The organism is Terracoccus sp. 273MFTsu3.1 (genome assembly GCF_000383675.1).
GTDB lineage: Bacteria > Actinomycetota > Actinomycetes > Actinomycetales > Dermatophilaceae > Terrabacter.
Window position 1 is genome coordinate 1 of record NZ_KB911833.1, and the last position, 19036, is coordinate 19036.

The following is a 19036-nucleotide window of genomic DNA, read 5'->3' on the forward strand; positions in this document are numbered from 1 at the left end:
GGCCCAGTCGTAGGCCCCGTCCAGGTAGACGACTTTGGCAACGCGTCCGGGATGGCGAGCGGCGAGGGCTGAGACTTCACCGCCTCCCATCGAGTGCCCCACGACGTGCGCTCGGTCGATGCCCAAGGAGTCGAGGAGGCGTCGCGCGTCCTCGGCGGCGTCGGCGAGCCCGTGACCGCTCTGGACCTGGTCGGTCAGGCCGTGCCCGCGCCGGGTCAGGGCGATCACGCGGAACTGGTCGCTCAAGTGTGGCGAGAGCTCTGCGAAGATGTGGGCCGTACATCCCAGTCCGGCCAGCAGGAGCAGGGGATCACCGTTGCCGCCCCAGTCCAGGTAATGGAAGCGGACGCCGTCAAGGATGACGAACTGGTCGGAAGGTAAGTCCATGGGACCCGGCACGGGGTGACCGTACCGCGAGGAGCCCAGCGAAGACATGCTCTGGAACCCGTTCAGCCCGCCTGATATCGGCACGCTCCAACCATCGCCCGCGCATCCTCACGATCGCCCGCCCGGCGGCACGAGCGGTAGGCCGACGATCTCTCCGCGGCTACTCTGGCCATGGAGTCGTTTTCGGCTCGGACGCTTAGGAGGCGGGACCCGATGACCACGGAGTCACCCGACGTGGAACGCCAGTGGGCGGCCGAGAAGCGCGACTTCGTGGGCGACCGGCGTGACGATCTGGCCGAGGAGCGAGACCTCGCCGGCGACGTGCGAGACATGACTGCCGACGCGCGGGAACGAGCATTGGATCAGCGGGAACGAGAGCTCGACGCTCGGGAAGCTCGACTCGGCGTCGCGCGTCACGCTGAGGCAGGAGCGCATCGGGTCGATGCGGTGGCCACTCGCGCGCAGGCGCGACAGACCCGTGAACGGTCCGGAGCCGAGCGCGTTGTCGCCGCTGGGGCGCGAGACGAGGCAACACAGCGGCGGGTGCAGGCTGCACCAAGCACGGGACTGGCGTCGGCGTTTGCCGCCATCGCCGAGAACTTGTACGCGGCTGACTCCTACGATCAGGTCCTCCAGCGCATCGCTGAGGCAGCGGTAGGCACCGTTGCAGGCTGCGCGATGGCATCCGTGACGCTCAGTGAGGGCGGGGGTTACCGAACGGCCTCAACAACACACGTGGCCGCGTCGGCGGTGGACCAGGCGCAGTACGACGCTCAGGAAGGTCCCAGCCTGGATGCCGTCGCGACCCCCTTCGTCTACGCGAAGTCTTTTCCCGACACCCGCTGGCCCACGCTCGCATCCCGTCCGGTCGACCTGGGGACGCAATCAGTCGCCTCCTACAATCTGGCAGCGGACAGCGATGGGGGCGCCGGTTCGGGCGGATCGCTGAACACCTATGGCCTCGAGCCGGATGCGTTCAGCGACGAGGCGCGGCAGATCGGACTTCTCCTGGCCGCACACGCCTCTATGGCGGCCGGTGCGGTCCGCGAACGCGACGCCCTGCAGGACGTGGCCGAGCAGCTACACCAAGCAGTGCTGACTCGAGATGTCATCGGCCAGGCCAAGGGGATCCTGATGGAACGGCTCAAGCTCACCCCCGACGGGGCTTTCGAGGTCCTGCGTCGCGCTTCGAGTGTGCTGAACCAGAAGCTTCACACCGTTGCCCTCGATCTCGCGCAGACTGGCGACTTGCCTACCCGCAGGCGACTTTGACCGACGTGCCCTCATCGGCTTGTGGAGATGATTCCGAGCTTCAAGTCAAGGGCGCCCGCAGCTGATCGATCTCATCGCCCGGGGTGCTCGGGCCGCCGCGTCGTCGTCGAGGTCTACTCCAGCCGGGTCGTCGGCTGGCAGTTGGCCAAGAAACCTGCGCACCGACCTCGCCCCTTGACGCCTAGGAGATGGGTTTGTGGGACCGGGCCCGCGCCTGCCCCGGCCTCTCGGGGAGCGGTCGCGCCCGCCGAGACAGGAGTGGATCGCCAAGCACGTGGCACAGATGCTGCCACAGGCGACTGCGGGTGATTCTGACGCTGCTCGACGGAAACGCGTCATGATCCTGAGTGTGATCGTCTACATGGTGACGCCGGTCTGTCCCCCCGGGTTGTCTGGCGTCGCGGGGTCCCGGGTCTGCTTCGTGAAGGGCGGCTTGGGGCCCCACCCGTCGACGGGGCGGGAAGACAACCCGAGCACCTCCGCCCGCGGCGTTAGCAACGCATACGTCGTTTGGGGGAGCCGGAGGCAATCGTCGGTCACGCGTCGCGGCTGTGAGACTCGAGCAAGAGCATGGTCTGACCGGGAGCTGGCATCACATCTGACGCTGCACCAACTCCTAGGCCCCACGCCTAGTCCGTGACCGGATCTGGGCCGACGGCGCCGTCGGGAGCTGGCGAGTGCGTGGTCCAGCTCTCGAACTGGGCTCCGCACCAGGCGCACGTGTAGACCGCGAAGGCGTCGGTCGCCTCCTGGTAGGGCACGGCTGTGGGGCTGCGGGTGGCCCCACAGGTCGGACAGGTGGGCTGGCCTGAACTGGTGTTGGCGTCATTCATCATCTGTTTGTCTGTGGCTGGTATCGCGACAGACGCTCCTTCCGCTGGCTATCGCAACGAGGCCCCTGACCCTTCTTGGTGCGTACCCGCACATCAGGACGTTGCCACAAGCGTCGGACTGCGGCTGAGCGCCACCTGTTCGGGAGAGTGCACTTTGAGGTGGCTGGTCCGCCTCGTTGCTATCGGCTCTCAGCGGGTACTGACTGCGAGGACCGCCTGAACTCGAACGAGAGGAGAACACCAATGTCGACTCACAAATGGGACGCGTGGAACTATCGGGAGAGCGCCGGAGTGTCTGGCCGTGAGGGTGACCTGACGGACTTCAAGGTGCATGCCGTGGACGGTGACATCGGCAAGATCGACGCCGCCACTCGCGAAGTCGGTGCCGACTATGTCGTCGTCGACACCGGGCCTTGGATTTTCGGTCGAAAGGTCATGCTGCCCGCGGGGACGGTGGAGCGCGTGGACTGGGACGACAACAGCGTCTACGTGGACCGCACGAAGGACCAGATCAAGGACTCGCCCGAGATGGGGGAGGACGTCAACGACCGCTCGTATTGTGATCGCCTGGGGACGTACTACGGCGACACCTACGACGAACGCAATCCACTCTGATCCCACGCGGGCCGGTGGGCAGCCGGGCGGTGCCGCGCAGCCCACCGCTTCTTCCCAAGCGCGTGAGCGATCACCGCCATGAGCGCAGAACTCTCTGTTTGCGAGGCGGTCTGGCGTGTGTCCAGGGGCCGCGCTGGCCCCATATGCGTAGCCCTTGCAGAGTCGGACTCGGATTCAGGGCACGTTCAGGTGGCGGCCTCTCAGGGCAGGGAACTCTTGGACCCGGGTTCCTTCTGGAACTCCATGACCCGCTCCCTGGGGTCATCCACCTCGGCCCACAAAGTCCTCCATGACAAGGCCTCGATACATACCCGGTTTGAATAGCCATCGATCAGTCGAACGAATCGGCTTGATTTACAAAGGGTTTGGGTATTCCTATTGTGCAACAACCGTGTGGCGTTGAGGCTCGAGAAGCTGGCCGGACCCGCTACGCGGCCATCGAAGGGAATCCCCAATGACCGAACGACCGTATGACACGGCCACGCCAGTCGAGGGCGCCGGACGCTCCACCTACGGCACCGGTGCCGACTTCGGCGCAGCGGAGGCAGCAGCGAATCAGGGCGCCACCGACAGCACGACGGCGGTCATCGGCGACGAGGCCAAGTCCGTCGCCTCCGACGCAGCCCAGAGCGGGCGCCAGGTGGCTGAGACGGCCGCCACCGGCGTCAAGGACGTCACATCCGAGGTCAGCACGCAGCTGCGCCAGCTCTTCGACCAGGTCCGCTCCGAACTGGACGCGCAGGCCTCGACGCAGGGCAAACGGGCAGCGAGCGGACTCCGTTCGATCGCCGACGAGCTCAAGCAGATGGCGTCGAGCAGTGAGACACAGGGCATCGCCGGAGAGGTCGCCCACCAGGCCTCCGACCGTGCCCGGTCCGCCGCGGACTGGTTGTCCGACCGCCAGCCCGGCGAGCTGGTCGACGAGCTGCGCTCGTTCGCCCGACGCCGTCCGGGCACGTTCCTGCTCGGGGCTGCAGTGCTCGGCGTCATCGGCGGGCGCGTGACGCGCGGGCTGACTGCGGACTCAGGCCCGTCCGACGCCGCGCAGCCTCGACCGGTCTCCACCTCGAGTAACGATCGATCGAGCTCCGGCGTCGCGGCCATGATGCCGACCACGCCGGTCAGCACACCATCCGACGACGCGCCCTACGCCGTCGGGGTGCGTGACAGCGAGACCCACGCCGTCACCGCGCCGTTCGGCTCGTCGCCGGCCGTTCCGGCCGACCTGGGCGCCGAGGGCCACGGCGGAGTTCGCTGATGAGCACCTGGCCCGACGCGTCGGGCGCGCACTCACCCGAGACGACGGCGTACGCCGACACCCTCGACGCGAGTGAGGGAGCCCACGAGAAGGCGGAGCGTGCGTCCCTCGGCGAGCTCGTCGGGGACATCAGCCAAGGCCTGTCCACCCTGCTACGCCAGGAGGTCGAGCTCGCCAAGGCAGAGGCCCGCGAGTCGGCGACCCGGGCGGGCAAGGCGGCCGGGATCTTCAGCGGCGCAGCCCTGGCCGGCTGGATGACGCTGCTGTTTCTCTCCCTCGCCGTCTGGGAGTGGCTCTCCAGCGCTATGGAGAGCCGAGGGTGGGCGGCGATCGTCGTGATGGCCGTCTGGGGGATTGCCGCTGCGATCCTGACGATGGTCGGCCGACGGACAACGAAACAGATCCAGGGACTGCCGCGCACGACGGAGACCGCCAAGCGGGTCCCGGATGCGCTGATGGGAAATGAGGAAGCGCGATGACCATGAACGATCCGACCGTGAACACAGCGACCGCCCCGACCTCGAACGACCCGGACGTGATTCGCGCGAACATCGAGCGGACCCGTGAGGGCCTGAGCCGAGACGTCAACGCCCTCGGCGAGTCGGTGAGCCCCAGCCACCTGGCGCACCGTCAGGCCGACAAGGTCAAGGACCGCGCAGCCGCCGTCCGCGACCACGTCATGGGCACGGCCTCCGATGCCAGTGACAAGACCTCGCAGATCGCCCACGGCGCCGGGGACTCCGCCTCCCAGGCCGGTGACTCGCTGAAGCGGCGGGCGCGCGGGAACCCGCTGGCAGCAGGGCTGATCGCGCTCGGTGCCGGATGGATCCTCGGCTCGCTCCTGCCCGCCTCGGACAAGGAACGCGAGGTCTCGCAGGACCTCAAGGAGCGCGCTGCTCCCATCCTGGACGAGGTGCAGAACGTCGCCAAGGACGTGGCGAGCCAGTCCGCAGACCACCTGAAGCAGCCTGCCCAGGAGGCCGCACAGGCGGTCACCGAGTCGGCCCGGAGCGCGGTCGCCGACGTGAAGCAGGACGGACAGCAGGCGGTCGATGACGTGCGCAGCAGCGCCGCCGACTCCGCCGACACCGTGCGGGACCACGCTCAGGACTGAGAAGCGCCGCAAGAAAGCCGAAGGGCCGGTGGACCACCCACCGGCCCTTCGGGCTTCACCTAGTGGGCGGCCGTCGCACAGCCGCCTTCCCGTGGGGAACGTGCGCAGCACGATCCACCGCGCGTCGTTCGCTCGGGCGGCCCAGATCCGGACGAATGCGACCCAAACACTCTCGACGCTGACGCACACCCACATGCTCGTTCGCGAGCGAGTCCTCTGCCCTCCAGATGGTCGGGTCCGAGAGCGTTTCTAGAGATTGGTAGCGCTACGGTTCATGGTGAGGCTTCAGCCATCAGGCCTCCCGTTCTCCGAGATCCATACGGAGGCAACCATGACCGATACCAGCCCCCGCCTGCCCCTCACCGCGAGCTTCGATCCGGGGGCAAGACGACCAGTCGGGAACCCCGATGGTCCGCGTCGGGATGTCCCGGATGTCGTGGCCCGCAGTGGGGGTGTTGCCGGCGAGGATCCGGAGCGACTGCTGGCCAAGTTTGCACTGCTGGACCAGTTCTACGCCCGCCCCGAACGCAGCGCAGGGTCGTTGACCGAGGTCGCCGCCTCGGCGGTGACAGCGATCGGCGCCGCCACCTGCGCGTCCGTCAGTCTGTGGCATCACGGCACGGTCCGGGTCGAGGTCGCGACCGACCGGCTCGCCGGCCAACTGGAGCACGTCCAACGACGCCTGAACCAAGGCCCCACACTCGATGTCCTGATCGGCGGCCGCTCCCACAGCGCGCTGTTGCCCGGCGTCACCGAAACGCGAAACGCCCGGCCGCGCACGAACCTCACCCGCCAGATCCACGACCTGGGGATAGATGCAGTGCTGTCGATGCGGGTCACCACCGGATTGCCAGACACCCGCGCCACCCTCACGGTCGCATCCGCGGCCGGGCGTACGTTCAACGAGGACGACTTCATGGACGCTCTGACCGTGGCCCGCAACGCCCAAGGCGCCGTGGGCGCGCACCAAGTCATGCACCTGACGCGCGCCTTGCACACGAGCCGCGACTTGGGAGTCGCCATCGGAATCCTGATGAGCCGCTACAGCCTCACCCGCGAAGGCGCGGTGCGACTGTTGAAGGGGACGAGTCAGGACCGCAACCGCAAGATGAACGCCCTCGCCCTGCAAATCATCGACATCGGAGAGCTCCCCGAGAACTAGGGAGCGGGACTCGCCGTTCGGCACGCCGGGCCCACGTGGGTCGGCATAGGTGATGCATGAGGTGGACCACCACCAGCACCGCTCGGACCACGCCGACCTCAAGGCCATCGCCGCGCCTGAAAGCCTAGGTGGAGCTTCAGAGCGGATGCCAACTCCTTGGCGCGCGAAGAAACCTCAGGTCGGGGCGGCCATGGACGCGTACCGCTCGTTGGTGGCTCGCGCGGTCTTCGGCAGCTCGCTCTTTCACGTGGTCAGTGACGCTGTGGTGGTTGCGGGCGACGCCCCGGACGGAAACCCCCTCCATGAAGCACCCGCGACCCGGGACGTCGAAACGGACATACCCGGCCGCGACGTCTTCACGGTCGCCGATCGTCTCGGGCGGCTGACGGTGCCACCCGAGTCGCTGGGTATGACGCGCAAAGCGCCACCGCCCGAAGGCTCAAGCAGCGAGGTTCGGGCGGTGGCGCGCTCATCGCGCGGAGGCTCAAGCAGCGAAACTCCGGCGGCGGCGCGTCCATCCTCACCCGGAGCGTCCAGCCCCGGCAAGAGCCGCCCCTTCCGGGCGCGGCAGCTCTGAACGGGGACAGCCGTCCCGGCAGTGGATACGTCGCTGTCGGCGGCGTCGCCCTTGTCAAACCCCTTCTAGAATCAGGAAGGCGGCGCCGGGCCCCACGCACGGGTCCCGACTTGGACGTCCCTGGCTCCGTCGCCATCTGGGCCCAAGGTCCTTCGAAGGTGCGAGCCGTAACGTCCGGAGTAGTGACGACGCCGCCAAGTCCCCCCGGGCCGCAACCCCCAATGCGGGCGGCGTCGTCCATGGGGTCAGCCTGGTCGCCGCCGGCCGCATGAGTGCCGGCGGCTCGCGCCGACCAATCCGCCGTTGGTGGATCGTGCAAGTGCGGCGATGGGGTCGGGCTATTCGCTGTGGTCGCGGCCTGCGTGCTCGCTCGTCAGAGGGAGCTTTCGGTCGTGATGGTGGGTGCTGCATTCGGGACGTCCCGCCCTCAACGCGGCATGAGCGTGCGTACTACCCCCGTGCGCTGCCCCAGGAAACGTCGCAGTGGGCGAACACGACCGAGCGATGGTCACCGGCCCAGACATCGAGCCACGTTGGGGCGCCGTGGCGGTCGGTGAACTCCGGAGGAGGGCCGGACCGCCCCTCACGGAGCTGATTCTCCGCAGCCGCCGAACCAAAAGGGTGGGGCCGCGCATTCGCGACCACGGAACTCGGTTTATGCGAGCATGCGCTCCGTGAGTTTCAACGTAGTTCGACGGTCACCCGGTCAGGCGGGGGCAATCTCGCTCTCGATGGCGGCGATCCTCGTCGTCGTCGTTTCCGGATGCACCCAGGCGGGGGCGTCAGGCCTCACGAGTTGCACGACCGAAGGACGGAAAGCGATCGGCGCCGCAGCGAGCCAAATCGCCGCGGCCGTTCCAGAGCTGCACGGAGGGAACCAGGAAGTTGACGGATGCCAAGACGACACCGGGCTGTTCCGGACCTTCGCAGTCACCGATCCCAAAGGAGCCATGCGCTCGCTGGACCGAATCCGGTCGTGCCTGAGAGGCACAGACGAGGTCGGCCCGTTCTGGTCATGCCCGGTTGGCTCGTTTACGTACACGGTCGCTTTCGACAAGCTTGATCCGCAGAGGGTGTCGTTGACAATCCCAGGTTGGACCACCTCGCAGTAGCCCTGTTCGCGGGCCCGCGGACCGCTCACGCGCTCAACGCGGCATGAGCGTGCGTCCGGTAGGCAATGATTCGGGCATGCCAGAGAGCGTGGACAGAGCCGGCCGTAGCGCGCTGCACTACGCCGCGCTCGAAGGCGACGTGAAGGCCGCGGATGAACTGATAGTTAAGGGGCTGGCGCCCGGTCTGGCAGAAGGCGCGGGCTTCACCCCGCTGCACTTCGCCGCGCAGGGCCAGCACGCTCTGGTCGCCCGGCATCTGTTGGCTGCTGGAGCCTTGGTGGAGCCGCAGAACCGATTCGGCGGAACGCCCCTATGGGTGGCGCTCATGAACGCACGTGATGGTGACGGCGAAGTGGTCAGGGTACTGCTGGCTGCCGGCGCCGACCCAGACCTGGAGAACTTCTCAGGGATTAGTCCTCGGTCGCTTGCAGAGACGATCACCAACTTCCACCTGATGCGCTTCTTCGACCCCGAGTGACCGTGTCCTGAGGCCGATGGTGCTTGGTCCGCCAGCGGCATGTCCGGACGTCCTGTTCGCGTCGTCACCTCGGCCCCTTCGACAGCCGATCGCGCACGGCGGTCAACCAGTTGCGCATGTCGTGGCCGCCGTCGACAGGGTCGAATGAGGCCCCCCAGTTGACGACCCACAGTTCGCGGAGCGCGCGGTCGGATTCGCGTGATGCCAGCAGCCGATCGATCTCCGAAAGCAACTCGGCGACCGACGCCTCGCTCTCCTCCTCCCGGAACAAGTCGATGACTGAGTCGACTGATCCGGACTCCAGGTCGTAATCCTGATGGAAGTACGCGCCGGCGAGGTGCTCTAGCTGACGGGTCACGCTCTCATCGTGCCCGACCTCGGTCGCTACACATGCTCATCGCGCCGACTGCTCGGCGGCATGACTGGACGCCAGAAGGCTTAGATCTGGAATCTCTTGAGGTGGCCGATGGGGATGCTCGTCGTGCCCGTTGGACACTCCCACCGCGCAACAGAGTCGGCAACAGTGCTCGCATCTCCACCAAGCACTGGGGCGTCTGAGTTACAGCGCGCGCGCAGCGGGTGTCGACCGCGGTGCTCGGCGCACGCTGGCCAAGCCGGGTGGATTCCGTGCGCCCACAGCAAGATCTGAACCACGTCTTGGGCCGCGTCAGCGACCATGACGGTGACGTCGGCGCGACCGGCGATCCCCGGAATGATCCCGTCGGGAGGCATCGGAGCGTGGATGGCCACGCAGTCGCCACCGTTCTGGAACCCGGCGGCTTCCCACACGGGTTTGGTTGGCTGGACGCCAGCCTCGTGTACGACAGCTCCTATCCCGTTCTCAGGGTCGGCCCAATCCGACAAGGCGACGTGCAGATTGGTGGTCGCGTCGACGTCACGAAGGACGGTCACGGCAGACGACTGAAGAAGCTCGATCCCTGTCATGGCGTGAGCATCGCATCCGTCCCAGTCGATCGAAGGTCAACTGCACACGGAGGGCGCGCGCAACTCTTCGGCCCGCGCCCATCGCGGCATGGTCGGGCGATCGTCGCACTCGAAGGGCCATGGTCGGGCGTCGTCCGACGAGCGGCATGTGCGTGCGTCGCCGCGTAGCTGCCGACGGGCTCCTCCTCAGGGAGCCGGGCTGATCGCGTAGTCGATCATGCGGTCGGGCGAGTCACCCCGTGGGTGCACCAGCAGGTGCTCGCTGACCTGCTCCTGGCCCGGTAGTTCATACCGCACCTCGACCTGCCACCACACGGCCGAGACGCTCATCTCCAGCGTGACGCCGGTGACCGTGCTCGGCTTTCCAACGTGACGTGCGAGTAGCGCCCCGCTACCGGGGCCCTCGGCAATGATCGCTTCGAGCGCGGATCGCTCCCCGGACTCCACGGCAGAGGTGTATGCGTCGATCGCGGAGTAGATCGTGGGTTGGCGATCAGTCCAAAGGTGCCACCCGATCAGGGCGGCCGCGACCAGGACGGCGCCCGCGATGGCGAACGCGACCTTGAGCCGTAGGCCGCGCCGCGACCGTCCTGTCCGCTCAACGGACTCCGTCGTTGTCGTGGGCATGCGCGAGTGTCGCATGGCGCGGGTTGGAGCAGTGGCTTGCGAAGCAGGAATCGCCAGAGGAACCATCACGCGCGGCCCGCGGCATGAGCGTGAATCTCTGCGACGTGCTTCAGTGGGTCGCTGACGCGACAAGCCGGAGTCAGATGTCGATCATGCCTTGGCAGTGTGCGACGAAGCGATGGGCGATCGGTTGGCGGTTCGCGAGTGCTTGTCTCACGCCTTGGGTGGGATCCGCGATGTCTCCGCGACTGTCGAGCAGCAGTACAGCGGTGCCTTCAGGTGTCAGCCGCCATGTCGGGCTGTTTGTTCACGACCAACCAATCGCAGAGATACATGGCTAGGGCGTGGACGACTGCCGCGTCTGTCGCCGGAGGCGCCTCGACCCCAGTGATGAAGCGGTCGATGCGGTCGAGTCCGGCCGCGTCGTGGGTCAGGTTGGCGAGCTCCTTGGGCAGGTCCGAGTAGTTCCCGACTGGCTCGCGGACGTATCGGTCCGGGAAGCGGTTCGCTACGGGTTCGTACGTCCCGAACCGCTTGGATGGTCGTTCGGATGGCAGTCGCGGCGTCGGTGTGTCCATGCTGGCCCCCAGTTTGGTGTGCTCGCCGAGCGACCAGTGTCTCTGCTCCCGTCCCCTGACGTCCCGGCGATGACCGCAGCGCAGCATGTCCGGATGGCTGGCTAGGTCGGTAGCTGCAGGTCGAGCAGGTAGGTGATGGGGTCGCGCCCCTGCTCGTCGGTCCACCGATGCATCCGCTCGATGGTGTCCACGCGAACGACCCTCCCGACGCTCCACTCTCCCTCGGACCCCGGAGCCCTTGACAGCGCGCGGTGCTGGATCTTGAGATGCCGTACGACCCAGCCACATCGCAGACGGTCGGGGGCTCCGACGGTGTCCTCGGTCTCGTAGTCGGCCATCACCTCGAGCCGGCACCCGACGGTAACCGTGGTGCCGAGTGGGGGGACGAAGAAGTCGGGTGAGAACCGTTCCACGACGCTGTCCTCCCGGGAGGTTCCGGGCACCTGCTGGACGGTGATCGGTTGGGCCAGAACGTGGAACCCGCCGACCCGGAGCACAACGCTGCTCGACTCCTGCCGCCACTCGACGGTGCCGGTGAGCTCGTAGTGCGGGGCGCCGTCTCCCGACGGATCAGGTCCCGGGAGCTCCGTGACCCCTTCGGGCCCGGGCGAGGTCCGGATGGTCCAGCACGACGCCCGGAGGGCATGGTCCTGGAGCGTGGCACCGATGTGCAGCTCGGGGATCTCCCCGTCTTGCACGATCCAGTTCCGCAGGTGGGTCCACACGTCGTCACTATGACCTATGAACCTCGCCTGTCGGCGGCGAAGAACGTCGCGTGTCGGCTGTTCGAGCTGCTCGTTGACCAACGCGCCAGTCGCGGCAGATGCGCGCGTTCCTGCGTGCTGGCAACCTCACCCTCACCGGCGGCGGCGCCGCCCACCCGATCGGAGTTCGTCAGCGATCAAGATCAGAAGCGCCAGCGCGGTGACTCCCATACGAACCGCGATCCCGTCGAGGAGGACCCACAGCCACCAGAACAAACCCCCGGCAGCCACGACGGAGGCAATACCTGTGGCGAGGACACGTCTCGGCGAATGCGAGAGCCCGTGTACTTGGCTTCGCCAGTAGTTGCGAAATGACGATCGCGCGATCAGGAGGAGGACAACTGCCCCCAGAAAGAGCGCACCCATTCCGAGTAGCTCCTGCCAAGTCGGGGCGCCCTCCATCAATCGCAGCAGCCCGCGGTAGGGCGGCAGCGGCGACGGAGACGGGACTGGCGTCATGTGCGCAACCTAAGCGCATGGACTGACAGCGCCAAACCACTAAACGACAAGCGCCGGCCGCTTGTGCACTGTCCGCGACCCCATGGCTGCCGTCCGCCACCTTCGGCCCTGCGGCGCCACGCGACTCGCGGCATGAGCGGTCGGTCGCACGATCCGTCTAGCCTGCGGCGACCTGCTTGAGCGCTTGTCGCAGGTCCCGAAGTGCTGGGACGCCTCGCAACCCGTCCGGGGTGGAATAGAGCCGACAGGACAGCGCTACGGGTGCGTCAGGCGGCGCGAAGGGGTCGACGCCGTTGAGAAGGATCGTTGGGGAGCCGGTGAAGCCGCGTTCCTCCGCCTCGTCTTGGCTGTCGATGATGGTGCGGGTGATGGTGGCCTTCACGCGGGTGTCTGCCAAGGCGGCAGTGATCAGTTCAGCTGCCGCGGCCGCGTGCGGGCAGTCCGGTATGACCAGCAGTTCGATGTCCATGGTTACGGAAGGTACTTGCCGAGCCAGCGCAGTTTGCCGCCGATGGACCGGTTCTGATGCCACCCTCGGCGCACGACCTCGGCACGGAGCTTTCGGAACTGTTCCCGGGTGAACGGGGCCGGCCCGTGTTTCCCCTCATCCTCGATCGCCCATGCCCGCTGGTGCACGAAGTGGGCGCACTGGAGACAGAGGTGCACCTCTGGGTGCTCGCCAAGATGAACCATCCGGTCCGGGGCCTCGCTGGTGCCGCAGCACCAGCACTGGGCGGTCCGACCATCGTTTCGGTCGCCTGCAGAGACGGACAGGGCGCTCATGCGCCCCATTGTTGCGCGCCCGCCTCAGCTCTCGGCAGTGCTCGCGGGCGTCGCGCGGTCATCGGCACGACGAACCTGTCCGCGGCATGATGAGCGCACGTCGACGCGCGCGAGACCAGCCGGGCTCCGATCCTGTTCGCGCCTTCGACCTTGGTCAAAGGCGCTCCCTGCGGAGTCTGAGGGCGTTGCTGATGACGCTGACGGATGACAGTGCCATGGCGGCGGCCGCGATCATCGGGGAGAGCAGCAGTCCGAACGTCGGGTAGAGGACGCCGGCGGCAAGGGGTATGCCGGCGGCGTTGTAGATGAAGGCGAAGACGAGGTTCTGGCGGATGTTCGACATGGTGGCCCTGGACAGTGCCCGGGCGCGGACGATGCCGGTGAGGTCACCCTTGAGGAGAGTCACGCCGGCGCTCTCGATGGCGACGTCGGTGCCGGTGCTCATGGCGATGCCGACGTCGGCCGCCGTGAGCGCGGGTGCGTCGTTGACGCCGTCGCCGGCCATGGCGACTAAGCGGCCTTCGGCGCGCAGGGCCTGCACGACGTCGCTCTTGTGGTCGGGGAGGACCTCGGCCTCGACTCGGTCGATGCCGAGTGTGCGGGCGACGGCGTCGGCGGTGACCTTGTTGTCGCCGGTGAGCATGACGACGTCGATACCGTCGGCGCGCAAGGCCTGCAGCGCGGCTGCGGTGGTGTCCTTGACGGGGTCAGCGATGGCGAGGACGCCGGCGACGCGACCCTCGATCGCGACGTAGACGGCGCTGGCGCCGTCGGCGCGAAGCCGGTCGGCCTCGGCGTCCACGCTGGCGGTGTCGACGTCCTGTCCGGTCAGGAACGCCCTGCTCCCCACGAGGACCTGCCGCCCCTCGACCGTGCCGGTTACGCCTTTGCCGACGGGGGCGTCGAAGTCCGCCACGTCAGGGATGCGCATCCCGGCATCGGTGGCGGCGCGGACGACGGCCATCCCGAGGGGATGCTCGCTGGCGCCCTCGACGCCCGCGGCGAGCCGGAGGACATCCTTCTCGTCCGTGCCGTCGGCGACGGAGATGTGCGTGACGGAGGGGCGCCCCTGGGTGAGGGTGCCGGTCTTGTCGACGACGAGAGTGTCGACCTTCTCCAGGAGCTCGAGCGCCTCGGCGTTCTTGATGAGGACACCGAGCGAGGCGCCGCGGCCGACGCCGACCATGATCGAGACCGGAGTCGCGAGGCCCAGGGCGCAGGGGCAGGCGATGATGAGGACGCTGACGGCGACGACGAGGGCGTGCGCGAGTCGCGGTTCGGGGCCGACGGTGGCCCAGACGATGAATGCCACGAAGGCGGCGGCGATGACGACGGGCACGAACACGGCCGACACCTTGTCGGCGAGCCTTTGGATGGGAGCTCGGGAGCGTTGCGCGTCGGCGACCATCTGCACGATGCGGGCGAGCATCGTGTCGCGCCCGACATTGTCCGCGCGCAGGACGATCGACCCGGTCTGGTTCACGGTGCCGCCGATGACGGCATCCCCGGCCTGCTTGGTGACCGGCATCGACTCGCCGGTCACCATGGACTCATCCAGCGTCGAGCGACCGTCCTGGACGGCGCCGTCGACAGGGACGGACTCGCCGGGCCGGACGCGCAGCAGGTCGCCGACATGGACCTGGTCGAGGCTGACGTCGGCCTCCGTCCCGTCCGGGCCGATCCGATGTGCGGTCTTGGGGGTGAGGTCGAGCAGGGCGCGGATGGCGCCGGAGGTGCTCTCTCGGGCGCGCAGCTCGAGGACCTGCCCGAGCAGCACGAGCGTGGTGATGACGGCGGCGGCCTCGAAGTAGACGTCGACGGTGCCGTCCATCCGGAAGGCCTCCGGAAACACCTGCGGCGCGACGGTGGCGACGACGCTGAACAACCAGGCCACGCCGGTGCCCATCGCGATCAGGGTGAACATGTTCAGCTTCAGCGTCCGGACCGAGGTCCACCCACGCTCGAAGAACGGCCACCCGGCCCACAGCACGACCGGGGTCGCCAGGACGAGCTGCCCCCAGGTGGCCACCGAAGCGGGGATGGCATCGTGCAGGGCGGGGATGAGGTCGCGGCCCATCGACAGGACCAGCACGGGGATCGTGAGGGCGACCGCGACCTTGAACCGGCGGGTCATGTCGGCCAGCTCGGGGTTGGGGCCGCTGTCCGCGGTCACGGTGACCGGCTCGAGGGCCATGCCACAGATGGGGCAGGTGCCTGGGCCTGGCCGCCGGATCTCGGGGTGCATCGGGCACGTCCACTCCGAGACGCCAGCTGCGGACTCCGCTGCGCCAGAACGGTGCTGACTGTGCGACCGGCCAGTGTGCTCGTGCCCGGCGTGGTCGTGCCCGGCGTGGCCGTGACTGGCGTGGTCGTGACCGATGCCGGCATGACCTTCCGGGCCGTAGAGGTATGCGTCGGGCTGCGCTTCGAACTTCGCACGGCAACTGGCGGAGCAGAAGTAGTAGTCGTGGCCGTCCCGCTCGATGTGGTGCTCGGTGGTGGCGGGGTCGACGTCCATGCCGCAGACGGGGTCCTGCACCAACGAGCCCGTCGGCGAGATCGAGTGTTCGCTGTGCGTGTCCATACCCCCAGCATACCCCCATGGGGTATAGGTGCAAGGGTTTCATGGGGCGGTCAGGCGCTCACCGTTCTGGTTCCCGGAGTTGAGCGAGGGCCGGGCGCGCCGGTGACGGGCCCGGCCCTTGGGTGGTGTTCATCCGCTGCGGGCGTTGGGTTGCCAGAGGCAAGGTCTCGCGCGCCCGTCGCTCAACTACAGGGGCGTCTTGAGCAGGGTGGTCATCGTGGTGATCTCCTTCGTCTGTCCGTCGATGACGGCCTGGGCGAGCGCCTTGGCGTCCGGGCTCTGCCCCTGCGCGAGGTGGGTCTTGGCCATGGCGACGGCTCCTTCGTGGTGCTTGATCATCAGCTGCAGCCACATCCGGTCGAAGGCCGTCCCGGAGGCGTCCTTGAGGGCCACCATCGCCTGGGCACTCATCATCCCGTCCATGCTCGTGCCGCCCATGTCGTGGTCGCCGCTGGGCATGGGCGCTGCGCCCCAAGCGGTGAGCCAGCCGGTCATCGTCGCGATCTCCGGGTCCTGTGCGGCCTTGATCTGGGTGGCCAGGTTCTTGACCTCGGCGCTGCTGGCCTGGGTGAGCGCCATGTCGGCCATCTCGATGGCCTGCTGGTGGTGCGGCACCATGCTCGAGGCGAACGTGATGTCGGCCTGGTTGTGGACCGCGGCGGAGCCGCCGGCTGAGGCTGTCGCCGGCCCGCTGCCCATCGCGGTCATCGCACCGCCCGGCATCTGGTGTCCGGACGTCGTGTCGTTCGAGCTGCACGCGCCGACGGCGAGCGCGGCGGCGAGGGCGGCCGTGGCGGCAAGGGTCTTCAGGGTGCGGGTCACAGGTGCTTCCTTCGTCGGTGGGTGCAAGGCGGGAGACGTCGGTCGGCGCCGACGGTTCACGGACGCCGGCTGATGCCTCGTGGATGCTGGTGGGTCCGGCGGCGGGCGACCGGGCAGCGATGATTGCGGGGCGGCGGTCCTGTGTACGAGGTTGCGTGGGCGACGTTCAGGCCCGACCGCGGTTTCCTGAAGGTTCGGTCAAGATCGACGTCGACCGCCTCGTGGCCCGCATGTACCTCTCAGGACGGCGACACACTGGGTTCATGGTGCGCACCCCTCGTCCTGATGCCCCGCGTTCTCGGTGGGCGACCCGGTCGCTGGGTACGCGGCTCATGGTGGCCCAGGGCACCGTCGTGACCGCCGGCATCCTCACAGCCAGCACCGTCGCCGCGCTGATCGGTCCGCCGCTGTTCCACGAGCACCTGCTTCGGGCGGGGATGTCCGCGACCGCATCGGAGCTCGAGCACGTCGAGCAGGCCTACAACGAGGCCAGCTTCGTCTCGCTCGGCGTGGCGCTGGTCATCGCGGTGCTGTGCGCTCTGGGAGTGACCTGGTACGTGGCTGGCCGCCTGACACGCCCTCTGGCGGCGCTGACCACGGCTGCTCATGAGATGGGGCAGGGCAACTACGCCGCGCGGGCCGCGGTCTCGGACGCCGGACCGGAGCTGGCGAGCCTCGCGGAGGCCTTCAACGGCATGGCCGGACGCCTTGGTGACGCCGAGAGGACCCGACGGCGGCTCGTCGGTGACGTCGCGCACGAGATGCGCACGCCGGTCGCGACCCTCGCCGCCTATCTCGACGGCCTCGACGACAAGGTCGTCGAATGGGACGAGTCGACGGCCGCGCTGTTCCGGTCGAACATCGAGCGGCTGACCCGCCTGTGCGACGACATGTCGGCCGTCTCACGGGCGGAGGAGGGTCATCTCGAGCTGAGGCGGTGCAGCGTGCCGGTGCGTGAGGTGATCGAGTCCGCCGAGCGGGAAGCGCGGCCGGGGTTCACAGCCAAGGGAGTGTGGCTCGAGCTCGGCTCGTGCGTCGATGCTCGGGTGGTCGCCGACGCGGAGCGGGTCGGTCAGGTCCTGACCAACCTGCTCACCAACGCTCTGCGACACACCCCAGCCGGCGGAGAGGTCATCATGTCGGCTGCCCGGGCCGGCGCAGACGTGCAGCTCGTCGTGCAGGACACCGGCGAGGGACTCGCCCCCGACCAGCTCACCCACGTGTTCGAGCGGTTCTACCGCGGTGATGCCGCGCGCACCCGGGATGCCCGCGGCAGCGGCGTCGGCCTCACGATCGCCAAGGCCATCGCTGAGGCTCACGGCGGTCGACTCACCGTGACCAGCCCTGGCAGTGGGCACGGCGCCACGTTCACCCTCTCGCTCCCGGTCGCAGGCTGACGCACACCGGACACCGGCCAGAGCAGTACTGCCGGGAGCCCGGCGCGTGGGGGCGCGTCACTCAGGGGTCGTGCGGGAACGATCGCGACCCAACCTCGGGTCACTCTCAACGAGCGCATTGCGCGTGCGCGCGTACTCGTCGACATCGATCTCGCCCCGCGCCAGCCGCGCCTGCAGCACCTCGAGCGGTCCTGCAGGCCTGCTCGGATCCTCCCCATGACCGGCGATGCGCGTGATCTCCTCGGTGCGGCTCGCGCCTGGGCTGGGGACCGTGCCACGTGGACCTCCGAAGGCCCATCGGACCGCGAACACCACGGCAGCCCAGAAGGCCACGGTGCCGCCGCCCATGACCAGCCACATCCACGGAGTCGAGCCCATCCCGGTGTTCCACATCATGTGCACCACGATCCGCCTGCCGCCTGTAGTCCTGACACTGCGTTCATGAAGATCTGACGAAGATGCGCACGGCGACCGGGCGGGCGGCGAGCTCCGCCGCCACCGCCCACCAAACTGGATCCATGAGCCACAGCAGTGAGGCCGCCCCTGCGCGCGTGCTGATCGTCGAGGACGAGAAGGACCTCGCGCGAATGGTTGCTGCCTACCTGGAACGGGCCGGCTACGAGGTGCACGTCGCCTATGACGGACGAGAAGCGGTCGAACAGGCCCGTTCAATCGAGCCCGAGGTCATCGTCCTGGACCTCGGGCTGCCCGGCCTCGACGGCATCGAGGTCTGCCGCCAGGTCCGCACCTTCTCCGACTGCTACGTCCTCATGCTCACCGCCAGAGCCGAAGAGGTCGACCTGCTCGTCGGGCTGTCCGTCGGTGCCGACGACTACCTCACCAAGCCCTTCAGCCCCCGCGAGCTCGTCGCACGCGTGCTGGTGCTCCTCCGCCGCCCGAGGGCCGCAGGCGCCCGTGAAGAGGGGCACGAGCAGCGCGCCTTCGGGGATCTCCTCATCGACACCGAGGCACGACGGGTGACCCTCGCCGGGATGCTGGTGGAGCTGACCCGGACCGAGTTCGACCTGCTCGCCGCGATGAGCGCCCGGCCGCGTCTGGCGTTCACGCGACGGCAGATCATAGACGCCGTGTGGGACCCCGCCTGGGTCGGCGACGAGCACATCGTCGACGTCCACGTCGCCCATCTCCGACGCAAGCTCGGCGACGACCCGACCCGACCGCGCTTCATCGACACCGTCCGAGGCGTCGGCTACCGCATGGGCAGCGGCTGACCTCCGCCCGGCCCACCCCGCAGGACGGCGGGACGGG

Annotated in this window: 19 protein-coding genes; 9 read left to right on the forward strand and 10 right to left on the reverse strand. The window is 68.2% G+C overall.

The window, feature by feature from the left end; all coding sequences use genetic code 11:
* The coding region (locus H283_RS0122925) for an alpha/beta fold hydrolase (protein ID WP_196806058.1) at positions 1–399 on the reverse strand (399 nt) is incomplete at its 3' end.
* Positions 400–600: 201 nt separating this feature from the next.
* Between H283_RS0122925 and H283_RS26235 the strand changes: the two genes are divergently transcribed.
* The 7 genes from H283_RS26235 (at position 601) to H283_RS0122975 (ending at position 8808) form a co-directional block, all read left to right on the forward strand.
* Positions 601–1659, forward strand: a complete 1059-nt coding sequence (locus H283_RS26235) for an ANTAR domain-containing protein (RefSeq protein ID WP_196806059.1) — start codon at positions 601–603, stop codon at positions 1657–1659.
* 1169 nt (positions 1660–2828) lie between these two features.
* Complete coding sequence (locus H283_RS0122950; RefSeq protein ID WP_231372355.1) at positions 2829–3107, forward strand: PRC-barrel domain containing protein; 279 nt, start codon at positions 2829–2831, stop codon at positions 3105–3107.
* A 454-nt stretch (positions 3108–3561) separates the two neighbouring features.
* Entirely contained in the window at positions 3562–4365 is an 804-nt protein-coding gene (locus H283_RS26240) for a hypothetical protein (RefSeq protein ID WP_020145876.1), read from the forward strand.
* A complete protein-coding gene (locus H283_RS0122960) occupies positions 4365–4844 on the forward strand; it encodes a phage holin family protein (protein WP_020145877.1) in 480 nt (159 codons plus the stop codon). The genes H283_RS26240 and H283_RS0122960 overlap by 1 nt, the downstream gene beginning before the upstream one ends.
* A 17-nt stretch (positions 4845–4861) precedes the next feature.
* Complete coding sequence (locus H283_RS0122965; protein WP_028785859.1) at positions 4862–5479, forward strand: DUF3618 domain-containing protein; 618 nt, start codon at positions 4862–4864, stop codon at positions 5477–5479.
* Between the two features lie 331 nt (positions 5480–5810).
* Positions 5811–6641, forward strand: a complete 831-nt coding sequence (locus tag H283_RS0122970; RefSeq protein ID WP_196806060.1) for an ANTAR domain-containing protein — start codon at positions 5811–5813, stop codon at positions 6639–6641.
* Positions 6642–8406: 1765 nt separating this feature from the next.
* Positions 8407–8808 (forward strand): ankyrin repeat domain-containing protein, encoded by a 402-nt coding sequence (locus H283_RS0122975; RefSeq protein ID WP_020145880.1) that lies wholly within the window; start codon positions 8407–8409, stop codon positions 8806–8808.
* A gap of 64 nt (positions 8809–8872) precedes the next feature.
* Here the strand turns inward: H283_RS0122975 and H283_RS26245 are convergent, their stop codons facing one another.
* From H283_RS26245 to H283_RS0123025, 8 genes are all read right to left on the reverse strand, one after another.
* A complete protein-coding gene (locus H283_RS26245) occupies positions 8873–9166 on the reverse strand; it encodes a contact-dependent growth inhibition system immunity protein (protein ID WP_020145881.1) in 294 nt (97 codons plus the stop codon).
* 80 nt (positions 9167–9246) lie between these two features.
* Positions 9247–9753 (reverse strand): hypothetical protein, encoded by a 507-nt coding sequence (locus H283_RS0122985; RefSeq protein WP_020145882.1) that lies wholly within the window; start codon positions 9751–9753, stop codon positions 9247–9249.
* Positions 9754–9939: 186 nt separating this feature from the next.
* Positions 9940–10380 (reverse strand): hypothetical protein, encoded by a 441-nt coding sequence (locus H283_RS0122990; protein ID WP_020145883.1) that lies wholly within the window; start codon positions 10378–10380, stop codon positions 9940–9942.
* Between the two features lie 275 nt (positions 10381–10655).
* Complete coding sequence (locus H283_RS0122995) at positions 10656–10958, reverse strand: hypothetical protein (protein ID WP_156023412.1); 303 nt, start codon at positions 10956–10958, stop codon at positions 10656–10658.
* 101 nt (positions 10959–11059) lie between these two features.
* Complete coding sequence (locus H283_RS0123000) at positions 11060–11764, reverse strand: hypothetical protein (RefSeq protein ID WP_156023413.1); 705 nt, start codon at positions 11762–11764, stop codon at positions 11060–11062.
* Between the two features lie 574 nt (positions 11765–12338).
* Entirely contained in the window at positions 12339–12650 is a 312-nt protein-coding gene (locus H283_RS0123010; RefSeq protein ID WP_020145887.1) for a hypothetical protein, read from the reverse strand.
* 468 nt (positions 12651–13118) lie between these two features.
* Positions 13119–15548 carry a heavy metal translocating P-type ATPase gene (locus H283_RS0123020; protein ID WP_028785860.1) on the reverse strand — a complete coding sequence of 810 codons (2430 nt, stop codon included), beginning with the start codon at positions 15546–15548 and terminating at the stop codon, positions 13119–13121.
* A gap of 186 nt (positions 15549–15734) precedes the next feature.
* Positions 15735–16370: a DUF305 domain-containing protein gene (locus H283_RS0123025; RefSeq protein WP_020145890.1), complete on the reverse strand. Its 636-nt coding sequence runs from the start codon at positions 16368–16370 to the stop codon at positions 15735–15737.
* 263 nt (positions 16371–16633) lie between these two features.
* Between H283_RS0123025 and H283_RS0123030 the strand changes: the two genes are divergently transcribed.
* Positions 16634–17767 (forward strand): HAMP domain-containing sensor histidine kinase, encoded by a 1134-nt coding sequence (locus H283_RS0123030; RefSeq protein WP_051103724.1) that lies wholly within the window; start codon positions 16634–16636, stop codon positions 17765–17767.
* 57 nt (positions 17768–17824) lie between these two features.
* Here H283_RS0123030 and H283_RS26255 read toward each other — a convergent pair whose 3' ends face one another.
* The gene (locus tag H283_RS26255; protein WP_081634009.1) at positions 17825–18163 is read right to left on the reverse strand and encodes an SHOCT domain-containing protein; all 339 of its coding nucleotides are present in this window, start codon (positions 18161–18163) and stop codon (positions 17825–17827) included.
* A gap of 122 nt (positions 18164–18285) precedes the next feature.
* Between H283_RS26255 and H283_RS0123040 the strand changes: the two genes are divergently transcribed.
* On the forward strand, positions 18286–18999 hold the full coding sequence (locus H283_RS0123040) for a response regulator transcription factor (RefSeq protein WP_028785862.1): 714 nt from the start codon (positions 18286–18288) through the stop codon (positions 18997–18999).
* Positions 19000–19036 lie beyond the last annotated feature (37 nt).

Excerpts from the sequence above, each read along its gene's own strand:
- H283_RS26255 (WP_081634009.1), bottom strand. The coding sequence starts at position 18,163 with ATGATGTGGAACACCGGGATGGGCTCGACTCCGTGGATGTGGCTGGTC.
- H283_RS26240 (WP_020145876.1), top strand. The coding sequence starts at position 3,562 with ATGACCGAACGACCGTATGACACGGCCACGCCAGTCGAGGGCGCCGGA.
- H283_RS0123020 (WP_028785860.1), bottom strand. The coding sequence starts at position 15,548 with ATGGACACGCACAGCGAACACTCGATCTCGCCGACGGGCTCGTTGGTG.
- H283_RS0123040 (WP_028785862.1), top strand. The coding sequence starts at position 18,286 with ATGAGCCACAGCAGTGAGGCCGCCCCTGCGCGCGTGCTGATCGTCGAG.
- H283_RS0122975 (WP_020145880.1), top strand. The coding sequence starts at position 8,407 with ATGCCAGAGAGCGTGGACAGAGCCGGCCGTAGCGCGCTGCACTACGCC.
- H283_RS0122970 (WP_196806060.1), top strand. The coding sequence starts at position 5,811 with ATGACCGATACCAGCCCCCGCCTGCCCCTCACCGCGAGCTTCGATCCG.
- H283_RS0123010 (WP_020145887.1), bottom strand. The coding sequence starts at position 12,650 with ATGGACATCGAACTGCTGGTCATACCGGACTGCCCGCACGCGGCCGCG.
- H283_RS0122985 (WP_020145882.1), bottom strand. The coding sequence starts at position 9,753 with ATGACAGGGATCGAGCTTCTTCAGTCGTCTGCCGTGACCGTCCTTCGT.
- H283_RS0122990 (WP_020145883.1), bottom strand. The coding sequence starts at position 10,380 with ATGCCCACGACAACGACGGAGTCCGTTGAGCGGACAGGACGGTCGCGG.
- H283_RS0122960 (WP_020145877.1), top strand. The coding sequence starts at position 4,365 with ATGAGCACCTGGCCCGACGCGTCGGGCGCGCACTCACCCGAGACGACG.
- H283_RS0123030 (WP_051103724.1), top strand. The coding sequence starts at position 16,634 with ATGGTGCGCACCCCTCGTCCTGATGCCCCGCGTTCTCGGTGGGCGACC.
- H283_RS0122995 (WP_156023412.1), bottom strand. The coding sequence starts at position 10,958 with ATGGACACACCGACGCCGCGACTGCCATCCGAACGACCATCCAAGCGG.
- H283_RS26235 (WP_196806059.1), top strand. The coding sequence starts at position 601 with ATGACCACGGAGTCACCCGACGTGGAACGCCAGTGGGCGGCCGAGAAG.